This is a genomic window from Sphingomonas sp. NFR15 (genome assembly GCF_900103265.1).
In the GTDB taxonomy this organism is placed as follows: domain Bacteria; phylum Pseudomonadota; class Alphaproteobacteria; order Sphingomonadales; family Sphingomonadaceae; genus Sphingomonas; species Sphingomonas pollutisoli.
This window is the reverse complement of the sequence record NZ_FMWX01000012.1, coordinates 19041-33811: the sequence shown is the minus strand read 5'-3', so window position 1 is coordinate 33811 and position 14771 is coordinate 19041. Positions and strand designations below refer to the sequence as shown.

Genomic DNA, 14771 nt, shown 5'->3' with positions numbered 1-14771 from the left:
ACGGGAGCGGATCTCGCAGGGGGTGACGCGGGCGCGGCCAAGCGCTATCGGCGCGCACCATGATAAAGCACGCCCTTTCCGTCTCGCGCGAAGCCGATTTCGCCGCCTGGTATCAGACCGTCATCACCGAGGCCGACATGGCGGAGGAATCGGGGGTGCGCGGCTGCATGGTGATCCGGCCGTGGGGTTACGGCATCTGGGAGCGGATGCAGCGGCTGCTCGATGACCGCATCAAGGCGACCGGCCACGAGAATTGCTATTTCCCGCTGTTCATCCCGCTCTCCTACTTCGAGAAGGAGGCCGAGCATGTCGATGGCTTCGCCAAGGAAATGGCGGTCGTCACGCACCACCGGCTGATCGCGGACGGCAAGGGCGGACTCGTGCCCGATCCCGCCGCCAGGCTGGAGGAGCCGCTGGTCGTGCGGCCGACCTCGGAAACGGTGATCGGCACCGCCTTCGCGCGCTGGGTGCAATCGTGGCGTGATCTGCCGGTGCTCATCAACCAATGGGCGAACGTCGTTCGGTGGGAGATGCGCACGCGTATGTTCCTGCGCACCGCCGAGTTCCTCTGGCAGGAAGGCCATACCGCGCACGCCAGCGAAGCCGAGGCGCGCGAGGAAACCTTGCGGATGCTCGAAGTGTACCGTGAGTTCGCCGAGGACTGCGTCGCGCTGCCGGTGATCGCCGGCGAGAAGCCCGAGAACGAGCGCTTCCCCGGCGCGGTCGCGACCTATTCGATCGAGGCGATGATGCAGGACGGCAAGGCGCTCCAGGCGGGCACCTCGCATTTCCTCGGCACCAATTTCTCCAAGGCGCAGAACATCACCTTCCAGAATGCGGAAGGTCAGGTCGAGCTGGCGCACACGACGAGCTGGGGCGTTTCGACCCGGATGATCGGCGGGCTCATCATGGTCCACGGCGACGATGACGGACTGCGCGTGCCGCCGCGCGTGGCACCGTGGCAGATCGTGATCGTGCCGATGCTGCGCGACCAGCCCGAGGACGCCGCGATCGTGGAGTATTGCAAGGCTTTGCGTGCCGAACTGGGCGCGCTGACCGCGCTCGGCGAGCCGGTCCGCGCTTTGCTCGACTTGAAGGCGGTCAAGGCCGCGACCAAGCGCTGGGGCTGGGTCAAGAAGGGCGCGCCGATCGTGATCGAGGTCGGCGGGCGCGACGTGGCCGGCGGCAACGTCTCGGTGATCCGTCGCGACCGGCTGTACCGCGAGGATGGCAAGCTCGACAGCGCGGTGGTGGCGAAGGGCGATTTCGTGCGCGACGCGGCGGCGATGCTGGCCGAGATCCAGCAGGTGCTCTACGCCGACGCCAAGGCGCGGCTCGACGCCAATATCGTCCGCGACGTGACCGACTTTGCCGGCGTCGAGGCGTTCTTCGCCGAAGGCGTCAAGAACCCGGGCTTCCTCGAAGTGCAATGGTCTAAGCCGACCGGCGCGGCGCTGGAAAAGGTGGTCGAGCGTCTGAAGGCGCTCAAGCTGACGCTGCGCAACGTCCCCGCCGATGCCGCGCCCGCCGACGGGGTATGCGTGTTCACCGGGGATGCGGCGGTCGAGCGGGTGATCGTCGGCCGGGCGTACTGATCGTCGCCCCGGCGCAGGCCGGGGCGCTGGATAGCTTGGCGCGCAGGACGCCTTACGCATAGCGGCCCTGGCCTGCGCCGGGGCGACGGCTATGGCTCTACCGATGCCTTAAGAACGCGGGTCGAACTTTGGGGCAGCGCCGACATGGGCCTCGCCGCGCGACTCGGCGAGCTTCACCTGGCGGTGCCGTTCGGCAAGCCGCGCGCGCTTTTCCGCGTCACGCGTGCCGTGGCAGGCGGGGCAACTCACCCCTTCCTCGTAGAGCGGTGAGGCGAGATCTTCCGGGCTGACCGGCATCCGGCACGCGCGGCACAGCGCATGGCTGCCGGGCGAAAGACCGTGGCCGACCGCGACTCGCTCGTCGAACACGAAGCATTCGCCCTGCCAGCGGCTTTCCTCAGCGGGCACCTCTTCGAGATATTTGAGAATGCCGCCATGCAGGTGGAACACCGAATCGAACCCCTGCGCCTTCACGAACGCGGTCGCCTTTTCGCAGCGGATGCCGCCGGTGCAGAACATCGCGATCGTCTTGCCGGCGAGGTCGCTTTGGTGTTCGCGGAACCAGCGGGGGAAGTCGCTGAACGTGTCGGTACCGGGGTCGATCGCGCCTTCGAAGCTGCCGACGCGCACCTCGTAAGCGTTGCGCGTGTCGATCACCACCGTGTCGGGACGCGCGATCAGCGCGTTCCAGTCGGCGGGCGCGACATAGGTACCGACATCCTCAAGCGGATCGATCTCGGGTTCGCCCATCGTCACGATCTCGCGCTTGAGGCGCACCTTGAGCCGGTGGAACGGCATCTCGGCGGCATGCGCATATTTGATCTCGGCTCCCGCGCAGCCGGGCAACGCGCGGATCGCGGTGACGACCGTCTCGATCGCGGCGTCGCCGCCGGCGATCGTACCGTTGATCCCTTCGCGCGCGAGCAGCAAGGTGCCCTTGATGCCGAGCCCGGCGCAGAGATCGTGCAGGCGCGCGCGCAGCGTGGCGGGATCGTCGAAGCGGGCGAATCGGTAGAGCGCGGCGATGCGGATGAGCAGGGGGGCATTCATCGCGCGCTCGCTAGAGGAGTTTGTCGGGTGCCGTCAAAGCCACCGTCGCCCCGGCGCACGCCGGCCCGCTGTGTTTAGGAGGAAATCGGCCTGCCAAGCCATCCAGCGGCCCCGGCCTGCGCCGGGGCGACGCGCCGGCATTGACGGTTTTCGACTCCCCCTGTATAGGCGCCGCTGCTCGCATGAGGACTGACGTTTTCATGTGGGTGCTTGAACATTGCTGGATGCATTCAGGGCCAGGGGGAATCGCACGATTCCCGAAGGCCCTTTTGTATTCCCCAAATTGTTCCGGGGGGGCGTCATGGCTCCAGCAAAGTAACCAACTCTCAAGGTGAAGAGATTCATGCCGACGATCAATCAGTTGGTCCGCAAGGGCCGCGATCCGCAGAAGGCCAAGTCCAAGGTTCCTGCGATGGAAGCCAATCCGCAGAAGCGTGGCGTTTGCACCCGCGTCTACACGACGACCCCGAAGAAGCCGAACTCGGCGCTGCGCAAGGTGGCCAAGGTCCGCCTGACCAACAGCCGCGAAGTCATCAGCTACATCCCGGGCGAGGGCCACAACCTGCAGGAGCACTCGGTGGTGCTGATCCGCGGCGGCCGCGTTCGCGATCTTCCCGGCGTGCGCTACCACGTTCTGCGTGGCGTGCTCGATACGCAGGGCGTCAAGGACCGCAAGCAGTCGCGTTCGAAGTACGGCGCCAAGCGTCCGAAGTAATCCGCCAGAGTAAGCCCCGGACAGGTTCCGGACCGGCTGAAGCACAGATAAGGAATTTGAAATGGCACGTCGTCGTCGGCCCGAAAAGCGGGTCATCCTGCCCGATCCCCAGTATGGGGACGAGGTTCTCTCCAAGTTCATGAACAGCGTGATGCTCGACGGCAAGAAGTCCGTCGCGGAAGGCATCGTCTATACCGCGCTCGCCACCGTTGAGCAGCGTGCGAAGAAGGATCCGATCGGCGTGTTCCACGACGCGCTGGCGAACGTGAAGCCGGGTATCGAGGTCCGCAGCCGCCGCGTCGGCGGTGCGACCTACCAGGTGCCGGTCGAGGTTCGTCCCGAGCGTGCGCAGGCGTTGGCGATCCGCTGGCTGATCTCGGCGGCGCGCTCGCGCAGCGAGAACACCATGTCGGCGCGTCTCTCGGGCGAGCTGCTCGACGCGTCGAACAATCGCGGCAACGCGGTGAAGAAGCGCGAAGACACGCACCGCATGGCCGAGGCCAACCGCGCCTTCTCGCATTATCGCTGGTAATGACTATATGAGGTGAGGGGATTCGTTCCCCTCACCCCAACATCCGTTCGCCCTGAGCGTAGTCGAAGGGCACGAGGCGCGGTTCGAGGCTTGGGCTTCGACTTCGCTCAGCCCGAACGGGGGTTGCGCAAAGAACGCCTACCAATTCATCGCCGCCCAGGCACCCAGGAGTGACGCATCATGGCCCGCAGCCATCCGCTCGAACGCTATCGCAACATCGGCATCATGGCGCATATCGACGCCGGCAAGACGACGACGACCGAGCGCATCCTTTACTACACCGGCAAGTCCTACAAGATCGGCGAAGTGCACGAAGGCACTGCGACGATGGACTGGATGGTTCAGGAGCAGGAGCGCGGCATCACGATCACGTCCGCTGCGACCACCTGCAAGTGGCGCGCCGAGGACGGCAAGGGCGACGAGCACCTCATCAACATCATCGACACGCCGGGCCACGTTGACTTCACGATCGAGGTTGAGCGTTCGCTGCGCGTGCTCGACGGCGCGGTCGCGTGCTTCGACGGCGTTGCCGGTGTCGAGCCGCAGTCCGAGACGGTGTGGCGCCAGGCCGACAAGTACGGCGTGCCGCGGATGTGCTTCATCAACAAGCTCGACCGCACCGGCGCGAACTTCGACTTCTGCGTCAACTCGATCATCGAGCGCCTCGGCGCCAAGCCGGCCGTCCTCTATTTGCCGATCGGCATGGAAGGCGATTTCAAGGGCCTGGTCGATCTGGTGAACAACCGCGCGATCATCTGGCTCGAAGAGAGCCTCGGCGCGAAGTTCGAATATCAGGACATCCCCGCCGAGCTAGCCGACAAGGCCGCTGCGGCGCGTGAGGCGTTGATCGAACTGGTCGTCGAGCAGGACGACGCGGCGATGGAGGCGTATCTCGAAGGCGAAATGCCCGACGTCGCGACGCTCAAGAAGCTGATCCGCAAGGGCACGCTCAACATGACGTTCGTTCCGGTCGTCTGCGGCTCGGCGTTCAAGAACAAGGGCGTGCAGCCGCTGCTCGACGCGGTCGTCGATTACCTGCCGAGCCCGCTCGACGTTCCGGCGATCAAGGGCGTCAAGCTCGACGGCGAGACGCCGGACGAGCGCGCTTCGGACGACAACGTGCCGTTCGCGGCGCTCGCGTTCAAGGTGATGAACGATCCGTTCGTCGGCACGCTGACCTTCGCGCGCATCTACTCGGGCAAGCTCGAAACCTCCTCGCAGGTCACCAACACGGTGAAGGACAAGAAGGAGAAGGTCGGTCGTATGCTGCTGATGCATGCGAACGAGCGTGAGGACATCCAGGTGGCCTATGCGGGCGACATCGTCGCGCTGGCCGGCCTCAAGGACACGACCACCGGCGACACGCTCTGCGCGCCGTCGGCGCCGATCATCCTCGAGCGGATGGAATTCCCCGAGCCGGTCATCGAGCTGTCGGTCGAGCCCAAGACCAAGGCCGACCAGGAGAAGATGGGCGTCGCGCTCAACCGTCTCGCGCGCGAAGACCCCTCGTTCCGCGTCTCGTCGGACGCCGAGAGCGGCCAGACGATCATCAAGGGCATGGGCGAACTCCATCTCGAGATCATCGTCGATCGCATGAAGCGCGAGTTCAAGGTCGAGGCCAATGTCGGCGCGCCGCAGGTGGCGTATCGCGAGTATCTCGCGAAGCCGGTCGACATCGACTACACGCACAAGAAGCAGTCGGGCGGCACCGGTCAGTTCGGTCGCGTCAAGGTGAAGCTGACGCCGGGCGAGCGCGGTTCGGGCATCATCTTCAAGGACGAGATCAAGGGCGGTAACATTCCCAAGGAATATATCCCCGCGATCGAGAAGGGCTTCCGCGAGACGGCGGCCACGGGCTCGCTGGTCGGCTTCCCGATCATCGACTTCGAGATCCTGCTGTATGACGGTGCGTACCATGACGTCGACTCGTCGGCGCTGGCGTTCGAAATCACCGGCCGCGCCGCGATGCGCGAAGCGGCACAGAAGGCGGGCATCAAGCTGCTCGAGCCGATCATGAAGGTCGAGGTCGTCACCCCCGAGGATTATCTCGGCGACGTCATCGGCGACATGAACAGCCGCCGCGGCCAGATCCAGGGCACCGACACGCGCGGCAACGCGCAGTCGGTCGAGGCGATGGTGCCGCTGGCCAACATGTTCGGCTACGTCAACTCGCTGCGCTCGTTCACGCAGGGCCGCGCGCAGTACAGCATGCAGTTCTCGCATTATGACGAAGTTCCGCAGAACGTGGCGGACGAAGTCAAGGCGAAGCTGGCCTGATCGGAGCCGACACGCGGCGCCCGGCGCCGCGTGTCGATCCACAACGCGCTTGACGTTGCGTATTAAGACACGCAGGGCTGGCGCAATTCTTTTTGAGCCGCTATGGGGCCGCTTTCGCGCGGCAATCCCGGCACGGAAACGATCAATTAAGGTAGGGAATCATGGCTAAAGCAAAGTTCGAGCGGACTAAGCCGCATCTCAACATCGGCACCATCGGTCACGTCGATCATGGCAAGACCTCGCTGACCGCAGCGATCACGAAGGTTCTGGCCGAGACCGGCGGCGCGACGTTCGTCGACTATGCCAACATCGACAAGGCCCCGGAAGAGCGCGAGCGCGGCATCACGATCTCGACCGCGCACGTCGAGTATGAGACGACCGCGCGCCACTATGCGCACGTCGATTGCCCGGGCCACGCCGACTATGTGAAGAACATGATCACCGGCGCCGCGCAGATGGACGGCGCGATCCTCGTCGTTTCGGCGACCGACGGCCCGATGCCGCAGACCCGCGAGCACATCCTGCTCGCCCGCCAGGTCGGCGTGCCGACGATGGTCGTCTTCATGAACAAGGTCGATCTGGTCGATGACGCCGAGATCCTCGAGCTCGTCGAGCTGGAAATCCGCGAGCTGCTGTCGTCGTATGATTTCGACGGCGACAACATCCCCGTCATCGCCGGTTCGGCGGTCAAGGCGCTCGACGGTTCGGACGACAAGATCGGCAAGGAAGCCGTTCTGAAGCTGATGGAAGCGGTCGACACCTATCTGCCGCAGCCCGAGCGTCCGCTCGACAAGCCGTTCATGATGCCGATCGAAGACGTGTTCTCGATCTCGGGTCGCGGCACGGTCGTCACCGGCCGAGTCGAGACCGGCGTCGTCAAGGTCGGCGAGGAAGTCGAGATCGTCGGCATCCATCCGTCGGTCCGCAAGACCACGGTCACCGGCGTCGAAATGTTCCGCAAGCTGCTCGATCAGGGCCAGGCCGGCGACAACATCGGCGCGCTGATCCGCGGCGTCGGCCGTGAAGAGGTCGAGCGTGGCCAGGTGCTCTGCAAGCCCGGCTCAATCAAGCCGCACACCGACTTCTCGTCGGAAGTGTACGTGCTGTCGAAGGACGAAGGCGGCCGCCACACGCCGTTCTTTGCCAACTATCGTCCGCAGTTCTACTTCCGCACGACGGACGTGACCGGCACCGTCGAGCTGCCCGAGGGCACCGAGATGGTCATGCCTGGCGACAACATCGCGCTCGGCGTGAAGCTGATCGCCCCGATCGCTATGGACGTGGGCCAGCGCTTCACGATCCGCGAGGGTGGTCGTACGGTTGGTTCGGGTATCGTCAGCGGTATCTCGAAGTAATCCGACGCTTCTAAAAAAAGTTTGCCGCCCGCGTCTCACAAGAGGCGCGGGCGGTTGCTTTTTATAGGAGGCGCCTGTAATGGCGCGCCTCCGGTTTTGAACTGAACAATCAGCGGTGGCCCCAGTCCACTTCGTCACCCCAGCGCAAGCTGGGGTCTCTCGCCTCCGGCCTCGCGGCTGTGGCACAAGATCCCAGCTTTCGCTGGGATGACGGAGCAGGAGGAAAGTCACCCCGCTCTTTCGCATTGGTAGGGTACATGGACAGCAACATCCGCATTCGCCTTAAGGCGTTCGATCATCGCGTGCTCGATCAGGCTGCCGGCGACATCGCCGACACCGCCCGCCGCACCGGCGCACTCATCCGTGGCCCGATTCCTCTGCCGACTCACATCGACAAGTTCACGGTCAACCGTGGCCCGCACATCGACAAGAAGTCGCGCGAGCAGTTCGAGACGCGCACCTACAAGCGCCTGCTCGACATCGTGCAGCCGACCCCGCAGACCGTCGATGCGCTGATGAAGCTCGACCTCGCGGCCGGTGTTGACGTCGAGATCAAGCTCGCGTAAACGCGCCGCTTCAAGAGATTCGGCCCTGTAACCGGGGCAGATAGGGATACCGCCGGGCTTGCTCGGGTCTGCGTCCCCCGACAGGCTTCCTGCCTTCAAGGAAGCTCCAGCCCGGGTCGGGGCCGACGCAGTATAAATGTTTTCGGGTTGAGCACGCACGCTGCGGAATCGTCCGTGGCGTGCCTCTGTTATGGAAAGGGATCAGATCATGCGCACTGGCGTGATCGCGAAGAAGATGGGGATGACGCGTCTGTTCCAGGACGATGGCCGGCACGTGCCGGTCACGGTTCTGCAGCTCGACAATCTCCAGGTCGTGGCCGTTCGCGAGGCCGATCGTGATGGATATGTCGCCGTCCAGTTGGGCGCTGGCGTTGCCAAAGCAAAGAACGTTTCGAAGCCCCAGCGCGGCCACTTCGGCAAGTCCGAAGTCGAGCCCAAGGCGATCGTCCGTGAATTCCGTGTCGCCGAGGACGCCGTCCTCGAAGTCGGCGCCGAAATTTCGGCCGATCACTATGTCGCTGGCCAGATCGTCGACGTTCAGGGCTACACGCAGGGCAAGGGCTTCCAGGGCGGTATGAAGCGCTGGGGCTTCGGCGGTCTGCGCGCGACGCACGGTGTCTCGGTCTCGCACCGCTCGCTCGGTTCGACCGGTCAGCGCCAGGATCCGGGCAAGGTCTTCAAGAACAAGAAGATGGCCGGCCACATGGGTGACGCGCAGCGCACCCAGCAGAACCTCGAGATCGTCTCGACCGACGTCGAGCGCGGCCTGATCTTCGTCAAGGGCTCGGTGCCCGGCTCGAAGGGCGGCTGGCTGCTCGTCAAGGACGCGGTCAAGGTCGCTCGTCCGGCTGCCGCTCCGTACCCCGCCGGCCTCAAGGCCGCTCAGAACAACAACGATGCGCCCGCAGAGACGCCCGCCGAGACGGTGGACGATGCAGCGGCCACCGACGGCCAGGAGGGCTGATCGTGAAGGTTAAGCTTCAATCCTTCGCCGGTACCGCGGACAGCGATATCGAGCTCAACGACGAGGTCTTCGGCCTCGACCCGCGTGGTGACATTCTTCACCGCGTCGTCACCTGGCAGCTCGAGAAGCGCCGTGCGACGGCCAGCGGCACGCGTGAGCGCGCCGACGTGGCGCGCTCGGGCAAGAAGTTCGGTCGCCAGAAGGGTGGCGGTACCGCCCGTCACGGCGATCGCCGGGCTCCGGTGTTCATCGGCGGTGGTAAGGCGCACGGTCAGCGGACCCGCGACTTCAATCCGTCGCTGAACAAGAAGATCCGCGCGCTCGGTCTCAAGATGGCGCTCAGCAGCCACGCCAAGGCCGGCTCGCTGGTCGTTCTGGACAGCCTCGCGGTTGCCGAGGGCAAGACCAAGACGCTGATCGCCGACTGGGCGAAGCTCGGCACCGGCAAGACGGCGCTGGTCATCGACGGTGACACGGTCGAGACGACGTTCGCGCTCGCCGCGGGCAACCTGTCGACGATCAACGTGCTGCCGGCCGCCGGCGCCAACGTCTACGACATTCTGAAGCACGACACGCTGGTTCTCACCCGCGCTGCCGTTGAAAAGCTGGAGGCGCGCTTCAATGGCTAAGAAGCAGAAGGGCGATATTGCGATCCGTCACTATGACGTGATCGTTGCGCCGCACATCACCGAAAAGGCGACCCTGCTCTCCGAGCACAACGCCGTCGTGTTCAAGGTCGCGAACGATGCCACCAAGCCTGAGATCAAGGCTGCGGTCGAGGCGCTGTTCGGGGTGAACGTCACTGGCGTGAACACCATTGTCCAGAAGGGCAAGACCAAGAAGTGGAAGGGCGCGGACTATACGCGCTCGGACGTCAAGAAAGCGATCGTGACGTTGAAGGACGGCCAGTCCATCGACGTGACGACGGGGATCTGATCCGATGGCATTGAAGCATTATAACCCGACGAGCCCGGCGCGCCGTGGTCTCATCCTGGTCGACCGTTCCGGCCTGCACAAGGGCGGCCCCGTCAAGGCGCTGACCGAAGGCAAGCGCAAGACCGGTGGTCGCAACAACAAGGGCCATGTCACGTCGCGCGGCATCGCCGGCGGCCACAAGCAGCGCTATCGTATCATCGATTTCAAGCGCCGCCTGTGGGATGTCGAAGGCACGGTCGAGCGGATCGAATATGATCCCAACCGCACCGCGTTCATCGCGCTCATCAACTATGGCGCCGATGCCGCGGGCAAGGTCAATCAGGCTTACATCATCGCGCCGCAGCGTCTCGCGGTCGGCGACAAGGTGATCGCCGGCAAGAAGACTGACGTGAAGCCCGGCAATGCGATGGAGCTCGGCCAGATCCCGGTCGGCACGATCGTTCACAATGTCGAGATGAAGCCCGGTAAGGGTGGTCAGCTCGCGCGCTCGGCCGGCACCTATGTGCAGGTCGTCGGCCGCGACAAGGGCATGGTGATGATCCGCCTCAACTCGGGCGAGCAGCGCTATATCCACGCAGGCTGCATGGCCACGATCGGTGCGGTGTCGAACCCCGACAACGGCAACACCAATCTCGCCAAGGCCGGCCGTAACCGCTGGCTGGGCATCCGCCCGCTGACGCGCGGCGTCGCGAAGAACCCGGTCGACCATCCGCACGGCGGTGGTGAAGGCCGGACCTCGGGTGGCCGTCATCCGGTCACGCCGTGGGGCAAGCCGACCAAGGGTGCGCGCACCCGTCACAACAAGTCGACCGACAAGATGATCATCCGGTCGCGTCACGCGAAGAAGAAGGGCTAAACGATGGCTCGTTCCGTCTGGAAGGGTCCGTTCGTGGACCTTCATCTGCTGAAGAAGGCAGAAACCGCGCAGGAAACCAATGCGCGTGGTGCGATCAAGACCTGGTCGCGCCGCTCGACGATTCTGCCGCAGTTCGTCGGCCTCACGTTCAGCGTCTATAACGGCCGCAAGTTCGTGCCGGTCTCCGTCAACGAGGACATGGTGGGCATGAAGCTCGGCGAGTTCGCGCCGACGCGCTATTTCCCCGGCCATGCCGCGGACAAGAAGGGCAAGCGCTGATGTCTAAGCCGAAATCCCCCCGCAAGGTCGGTGAGAAGGAAGCTCTCTCGGTCGGCACGCAGATCCGTGGTTCCGCGCAGAAGCTCGGCCTCGTCGCCGCGCTCATTCGCGGCAAGAAGGTCGGCGATGCGATGAACATCCTGCAGTTCTCGACCAAGGGCATGGCCATCGACGCGCGCAAGGTGCTGGCCTCGGCCATCGCCAACGCCGAGAACAACCACAACCTCGATGTCGACGCGCTCGTCGTCGCCGAGGCTTCGGTTGGCAAGTCGATCGTGATGAAGCGGTTCGCCACGCGCGGTCGCGGCAAGTCGACCCGCATCCTAAAGCCGTTCAGCCGTCTGCGCATCGTCGTGCGCGAGCAGGAAGAAGCATAATGGGTCAGAAATCGAACCCGATCGGTCTGCGCCTGCAGATCAACCGCACCTGGGACAGCCGCTGGTACGCGGAGGGCGCCGACTACGGCCGTCTTCTCCTCGAAGACCTCAAGATGCGCCAGTACATCATGAAGACGCTGCCGCAGGCGGCGATCTCCAAGGTGGTGATCGAGCGTCCGGCCAAGCTGTGCCGCGTGTCGATCTATGCCGCGCGTCCGGGCGTCATCATCGGCAAGAAGGGCGCGGACATCGAGAAGCTTCGCAAGAAGCTCGGCGCGATGACCTCGTCGGACGTGTCGCTGAACATCGTCGAGATCCGCAAGCCGGAAGTCGATTCGAAGCTCGTGGCGCAGGGCATCGCCGATCAGCTCGAGCGTCGTATCGCGTTCCGTCGCGCCATGAAGCGCGCGGTGCAGTCGGCGATGCGGCTCGGTGCCGAGGGTATCCGGATCAACTGCGGCGGCCGCCTCGGCGGCGCCGAGATCGCGCGGACCGAATGGTATCGCGAGGGCCGGGTGCCGCTCCACACGCTGCGCGCGAACGTCGATTATGCCGAAGCGCAGGCGCACACCGCCTATGGCGTCTGCGGCGTCAAGGTCTGGATCTTCAAGGGTGAGATCCTCGGCCATGACCCGCTCGCGCAGGAGCGCATCATGATGGAGGCTCAGACCTCCGGCGTGCGCCCCGCGCGCGACGACCGCCGCTAAGGACTGACTCATGCTGCAACCGAAAAAGACCAAGTTCCGTAAGGCCTTCAAGGGCCGCATTCACGGCGACGCCAAGGGCGGCACCACGCTCAACTTCGGGTCTTACGGCCTGAAGGCGATGGAGCCGGACCGGCTCACCGCCCGCCAGATCGAAGCGGCTCGCCGCGCGATCACGCGCCACATCAAGCGCCAGGGGCGTTTGTGGATCCGCGTGTTCCCCGACGTGCCGGTCTCGGGCAAGCCCGCCGAAGTCCGCATGGGCTCGGGCAAGGGTTCGCCGGAATTCTGGGCGGCGCGCGTCAAGCCCGGCCGCATCCTGTTCGAACTGGACGGTGTGCCCGGCGAGATCGCCGCGGTCGCGTTCAGCCGCGCGGCGATGAAGCTGCCGATCAAGGTTAAGGTCGTTGCCCGTCTCGGCGACACCTCGCATCTGGGAGTCGTGTAATATGGCACGGATCGACGATTTGAAGGCGAAGTCCGAAGACCAGTTGGTCGAGGAACTCGGCAACCTGAAGCGCGAGGCGTTCAACCTCCGCTTCCAGGCCGCGACCAACCAGCTCGAAAAGCCGAGCCGGGTTCGCGAAGTCCGCCGTGACATCGCCCGTATCAAGACGCTGCAGACCGCTCGCTCGCGCGACGCGGCCGCCAAGTAAGGATTTAGACATGCCGAAGCGCGTGCTCACGGGACTGATCGTCTCGGACAAGGGCGACAAGACGGTGGTCGTGAACGTGGAGCGCAAGGTCAAGCACGCGCTCTACGGCAAGATCATCCGCCGCTCGAAGAAGTACCACGCCCATGACGAGGCGAACGAGTACAAGCAGGGTGAAACGGTGCGCATCGAAGAGACCGCGCCGATCTCCAAGCTGAAGACCTGGAAGGTGATCGATCGGGTGAACACCCATGCGACGCCGGAACGGGTCGACGTCGACGCGTAAGCGTCACTTTTAGGCGGGGTCCGGTCGGTATCGGCCCCATATGAGAAGGAAGCGGATCTATGATCCAGATGCAGTCCAATCTCGACGTCGCTGACAACAGCGGCGCGAAGCGGGTCATGTGCATCAAGGTGCTTGGGGGTTCCAAGCGCCGTACTGCCAGCGTCGGCGACATCATCGTCGTCAGCGTCAAGGAAGCTGCCCCCCGTGGCCGCGTGAAGAAGGGCGACGTGCATCGTGCCGTGATCGTGCGTACGGCGAAGGACATTCGCCGCGCCGACGGTTCGGTGATCCGCTTCGACGGCAACGCCGCGGTGCTGGTCAACAAGAACGAGGAGCCGATCGGCACCCGTATCTTTGGCCCGGTCGTGCGCGAACTGCGCGGCAAGAAGCACATGAAGATCATCTCGCTCGCGCCGGAGGTGCTGTAATGGCCGCCGCAAAGATCAAGAAGGGTGACCGCGTGATCGTCCTGTCCGGCAAGGACAAGGGCCGCACCGGCGAAGTGACGCAGGCATTCCCGAAGGACGGCAAGGTCGTCGTCTCGGGCATCAACGTCCACGTCCGTCACACCAAGCCGACCCAGGGCGACCCGCAGGGTGGCCTGAAGCGCGCCGAAGCGCCGCTGCACGTCTCCAAGGTCGCGCACGTGACCGCCGACGGCAAGCCGACGCGCGTCCGTTTCGAGACCCAGGACGGCAAGAAGGTCCGCGTCGCCGTCAAGACCGGGGAGAAGATCAGTGGCTGATGCCTATAAGCCCCGGCTGAAGGGCCTGTATGACGACAAGATCGTCAAGGCGATGACCGACAAGTTCGGTTACAAGAACGCGATGGAAGTTCCGCGCATCGATAAGATCGTCCTGAACATGGGCGTTGGCGAGGCGACGCAGGACAAGAAGAAGGTCGACAAGGCGGCGTCCGAGATGGAGCTGATCGCCGGCCAGAAGCCCGTCGTCACCAAGGCGAAGAAGTCGATCGCGCAGTTCAAGCTGCGTGAAGGCATGCCGATCGGCGTGAAGGTCACGCTGCGTCGCGAGCGCATGTACGAGTTCCTCGATCGCTTCATCACGATCGCGCTGCCGCGCGTCCGCGATTTCCGTGGGCTGAGCGACAAGAGCTTCGACGGGCGCGGCAACTATGCCTGCGGCCTCAAGGAGCAGTTGATTTTCCCGGAAATCAGCTACGACCAGGTCGATCAGATCCGCGGCATGGACGTGATCGTCGCGACGACGGCGAAGACCGACGACGAAGCGCGCGAGCTGCTCCGTCTGTTCGGTTTCCCGTTCCCGATTGAAGCCGACGCAGAAAAGAAGGCGGCATAAGATGGCAAAGCTGAGTTCGATCAACAAGAACGAGCGTCGCAAGCTGCTCGTCAAGAAGTACGCCGGCCGCTACGCGAAGCTCAAGGCGATCGCCGCCGACGCGACGCTCGACGATGGCGAGCGTATGATCGCGCGCCTCAAAATGGCTGAGATTCCGCGCAACGGCAATCCGACGCGCATTCGCAACCGGTGCGAGCTGACGGGTCGTCCCCGCGCTTACTACCGCAAGTTCCGCCTCTGCCGCGTGCAGCTTCGTGATCTGGCCAACAAGGGCATGATCCCGGGCGTCACGAAGTCGAGCTGGTAA

21 protein-coding genes are annotated in these 14771 nt (G+C 64.4%); 20 read left to right on the top strand and 1 reads right to left on the bottom strand.

Annotated features, from left to right (window positions below):
- The first annotated feature begins 59 nt into the window (after positions 1-59).
- On the top strand, positions 60-1595 hold the full coding sequence (locus BLS81_RS19365) for an aminoacyl--tRNA ligase-related protein (protein WP_093226364.1): 1536 nt from the start codon (positions 60-62) through the stop codon (positions 1593-1595).
- 108 nt (positions 1596-1703) lie between these two features.
- Here the strand turns inward: BLS81_RS19365 and BLS81_RS19360 are convergent, their stop codons facing one another.
- Positions 1704-2645, bottom strand: coding sequence for an oxygen-dependent tRNA uridine(34) hydroxylase TrhO (locus BLS81_RS19360; protein ID WP_093226362.1), 942 nt, complete (start codon positions 2643-2645; stop codon positions 1704-1706).
- A 343-nt stretch (positions 2646-2988) separates the two neighbouring features.
- Here BLS81_RS19360 and rpsL point away from each other — a divergent pair, with 343 nt between their 5' ends.
- The 19 genes from rpsL (at position 2989) to rpsN (ending at position 14771) form a co-directional block, all read left to right on the top strand.
- Positions 2989-3360 carry a 30S ribosomal protein S12 gene (rpsL, locus tag BLS81_RS19355; RefSeq protein WP_093226361.1) on the top strand — a complete coding sequence of 124 codons (372 nt, stop codon included), beginning with the start codon at positions 2989-2991 and terminating at the stop codon, positions 3358-3360.
- A 61-nt stretch (positions 3361-3421) separates the two neighbouring features.
- On the top strand, positions 3422-3892 hold the full coding sequence (rpsG, locus tag BLS81_RS19350) for a 30S ribosomal protein S7 (protein ID WP_093226359.1): 471 nt from the start codon (positions 3422-3424) through the stop codon (positions 3890-3892).
- Between the two features lie 180 nt (positions 3893-4072).
- Entirely contained in the window at positions 4073-6169 is a 2097-nt protein-coding gene (fusA, locus tag BLS81_RS19345; protein ID WP_093226357.1) for an elongation factor G, read from the top strand.
- Positions 6170-6330: 161 nt separating this feature from the next.
- Positions 6331-7524, top strand: a complete 1194-nt coding sequence (gene tuf / locus BLS81_RS19340) for an elongation factor Tu (RefSeq protein WP_093226356.1) — start codon at positions 6331-6333, stop codon at positions 7522-7524.
- Between the two features lie 257 nt (positions 7525-7781).
- The gene (rpsJ, locus tag BLS81_RS19335) at positions 7782-8090 is read left to right on the top strand and encodes a 30S ribosomal protein S10 (protein ID WP_069206811.1); all 309 of its coding nucleotides are present in this window, start codon (positions 7782-7784) and stop codon (positions 8088-8090) included.
- A gap of 208 nt (positions 8091-8298) precedes the next feature.
- Complete coding sequence (rplC, locus tag BLS81_RS19330) at positions 8299-9054, top strand: 50S ribosomal protein L3 (RefSeq protein ID WP_093226401.1); 756 nt, start codon at positions 8299-8301, stop codon at positions 9052-9054.
- Positions 9055-9056: 2 nt separating this feature from the next.
- Positions 9057-9683 carry a 50S ribosomal protein L4 gene (gene rplD, locus BLS81_RS19325; RefSeq protein WP_093226354.1) on the top strand — a complete coding sequence of 209 codons (627 nt, stop codon included), beginning with the start codon at positions 9057-9059 and terminating at the stop codon, positions 9681-9683.
- Positions 9676-9990 (top strand): 50S ribosomal protein L23, encoded by a 315-nt coding sequence (locus BLS81_RS19320; protein WP_093226353.1) that lies wholly within the window; start codon positions 9676-9678, stop codon positions 9988-9990. The genes rplD and BLS81_RS19320 overlap by 8 nt, the downstream gene beginning before the upstream one ends.
- A gap of 4 nt (positions 9991-9994) precedes the next feature.
- Positions 9995-10846, top strand: coding sequence for a 50S ribosomal protein L2 (gene rplB, locus BLS81_RS19315; protein ID WP_093226352.1), 852 nt, complete (start codon positions 9995-9997; stop codon positions 10844-10846).
- 3 nt (positions 10847-10849) lie between these two features.
- Positions 10850-11125 carry a 30S ribosomal protein S19 gene (rpsS, locus tag BLS81_RS19310; protein ID WP_010164582.1) on the top strand — a complete coding sequence of 92 codons (276 nt, stop codon included), beginning with the start codon at positions 10850-10852 and terminating at the stop codon, positions 11123-11125.
- Positions 11125-11502 (top strand): 50S ribosomal protein L22, encoded by a 378-nt coding sequence (gene rplV / locus BLS81_RS19305; RefSeq protein WP_093226350.1) that lies wholly within the window; start codon positions 11125-11127, stop codon positions 11500-11502. Before rpsS ends, rplV begins: the two co-directional genes overlap by 1 nt.
- Positions 11502-12209 carry a 30S ribosomal protein S3 gene (gene rpsC, locus BLS81_RS19300; protein WP_093226349.1) on the top strand — a complete coding sequence of 236 codons (708 nt, stop codon included), beginning with the start codon at positions 11502-11504 and terminating at the stop codon, positions 12207-12209. The genes rplV and rpsC overlap by 1 nt, the downstream gene beginning before the upstream one ends.
- Before the next feature lie 10 nt (positions 12210-12219).
- Positions 12220-12654 carry a 50S ribosomal protein L16 gene (gene rplP / locus BLS81_RS19295; protein ID WP_093226348.1) on the top strand — a complete coding sequence of 145 codons (435 nt, stop codon included), beginning with the start codon at positions 12220-12222 and terminating at the stop codon, positions 12652-12654.
- Position 12655: 1 nt separating this feature from the next.
- A complete protein-coding gene (rpmC, locus tag BLS81_RS19290) occupies positions 12656-12862 on the top strand; it encodes a 50S ribosomal protein L29 (protein ID WP_093226347.1) in 207 nt (68 codons plus the stop codon).
- A 10-nt stretch (positions 12863-12872) separates the two neighbouring features.
- A complete protein-coding gene (gene rpsQ / locus BLS81_RS19285) occupies positions 12873-13145 on the top strand; it encodes a 30S ribosomal protein S17 (RefSeq protein WP_093226345.1) in 273 nt (90 codons plus the stop codon).
- 59 nt (positions 13146-13204) lie between these two features.
- The gene (rplN, locus tag BLS81_RS19280; protein ID WP_093226344.1) at positions 13205-13573 is read left to right on the top strand and encodes a 50S ribosomal protein L14; all 369 of its coding nucleotides are present in this window, start codon (positions 13205-13207) and stop codon (positions 13571-13573) included.
- Complete coding sequence (gene rplX, locus BLS81_RS19275) at positions 13573-13890, top strand: 50S ribosomal protein L24 (RefSeq protein ID WP_093226342.1); 318 nt, start codon at positions 13573-13575, stop codon at positions 13888-13890. Before rplN ends, rplX begins: the two co-directional genes overlap by 1 nt.
- Positions 13883-14464 carry a 50S ribosomal protein L5 gene (gene rplE, locus BLS81_RS19270; RefSeq protein ID WP_093226341.1) on the top strand — a complete coding sequence of 194 codons (582 nt, stop codon included), beginning with the start codon at positions 13883-13885 and terminating at the stop codon, positions 14462-14464. Before rplX ends, rplE begins: the two co-directional genes overlap by 8 nt.
- Before the next feature lies 1 nt (position 14465).
- Positions 14466-14771, top strand: coding sequence for a 30S ribosomal protein S14 (gene rpsN / locus BLS81_RS19265; RefSeq protein WP_093226339.1), 306 nt, complete (start codon positions 14466-14468; stop codon positions 14769-14771).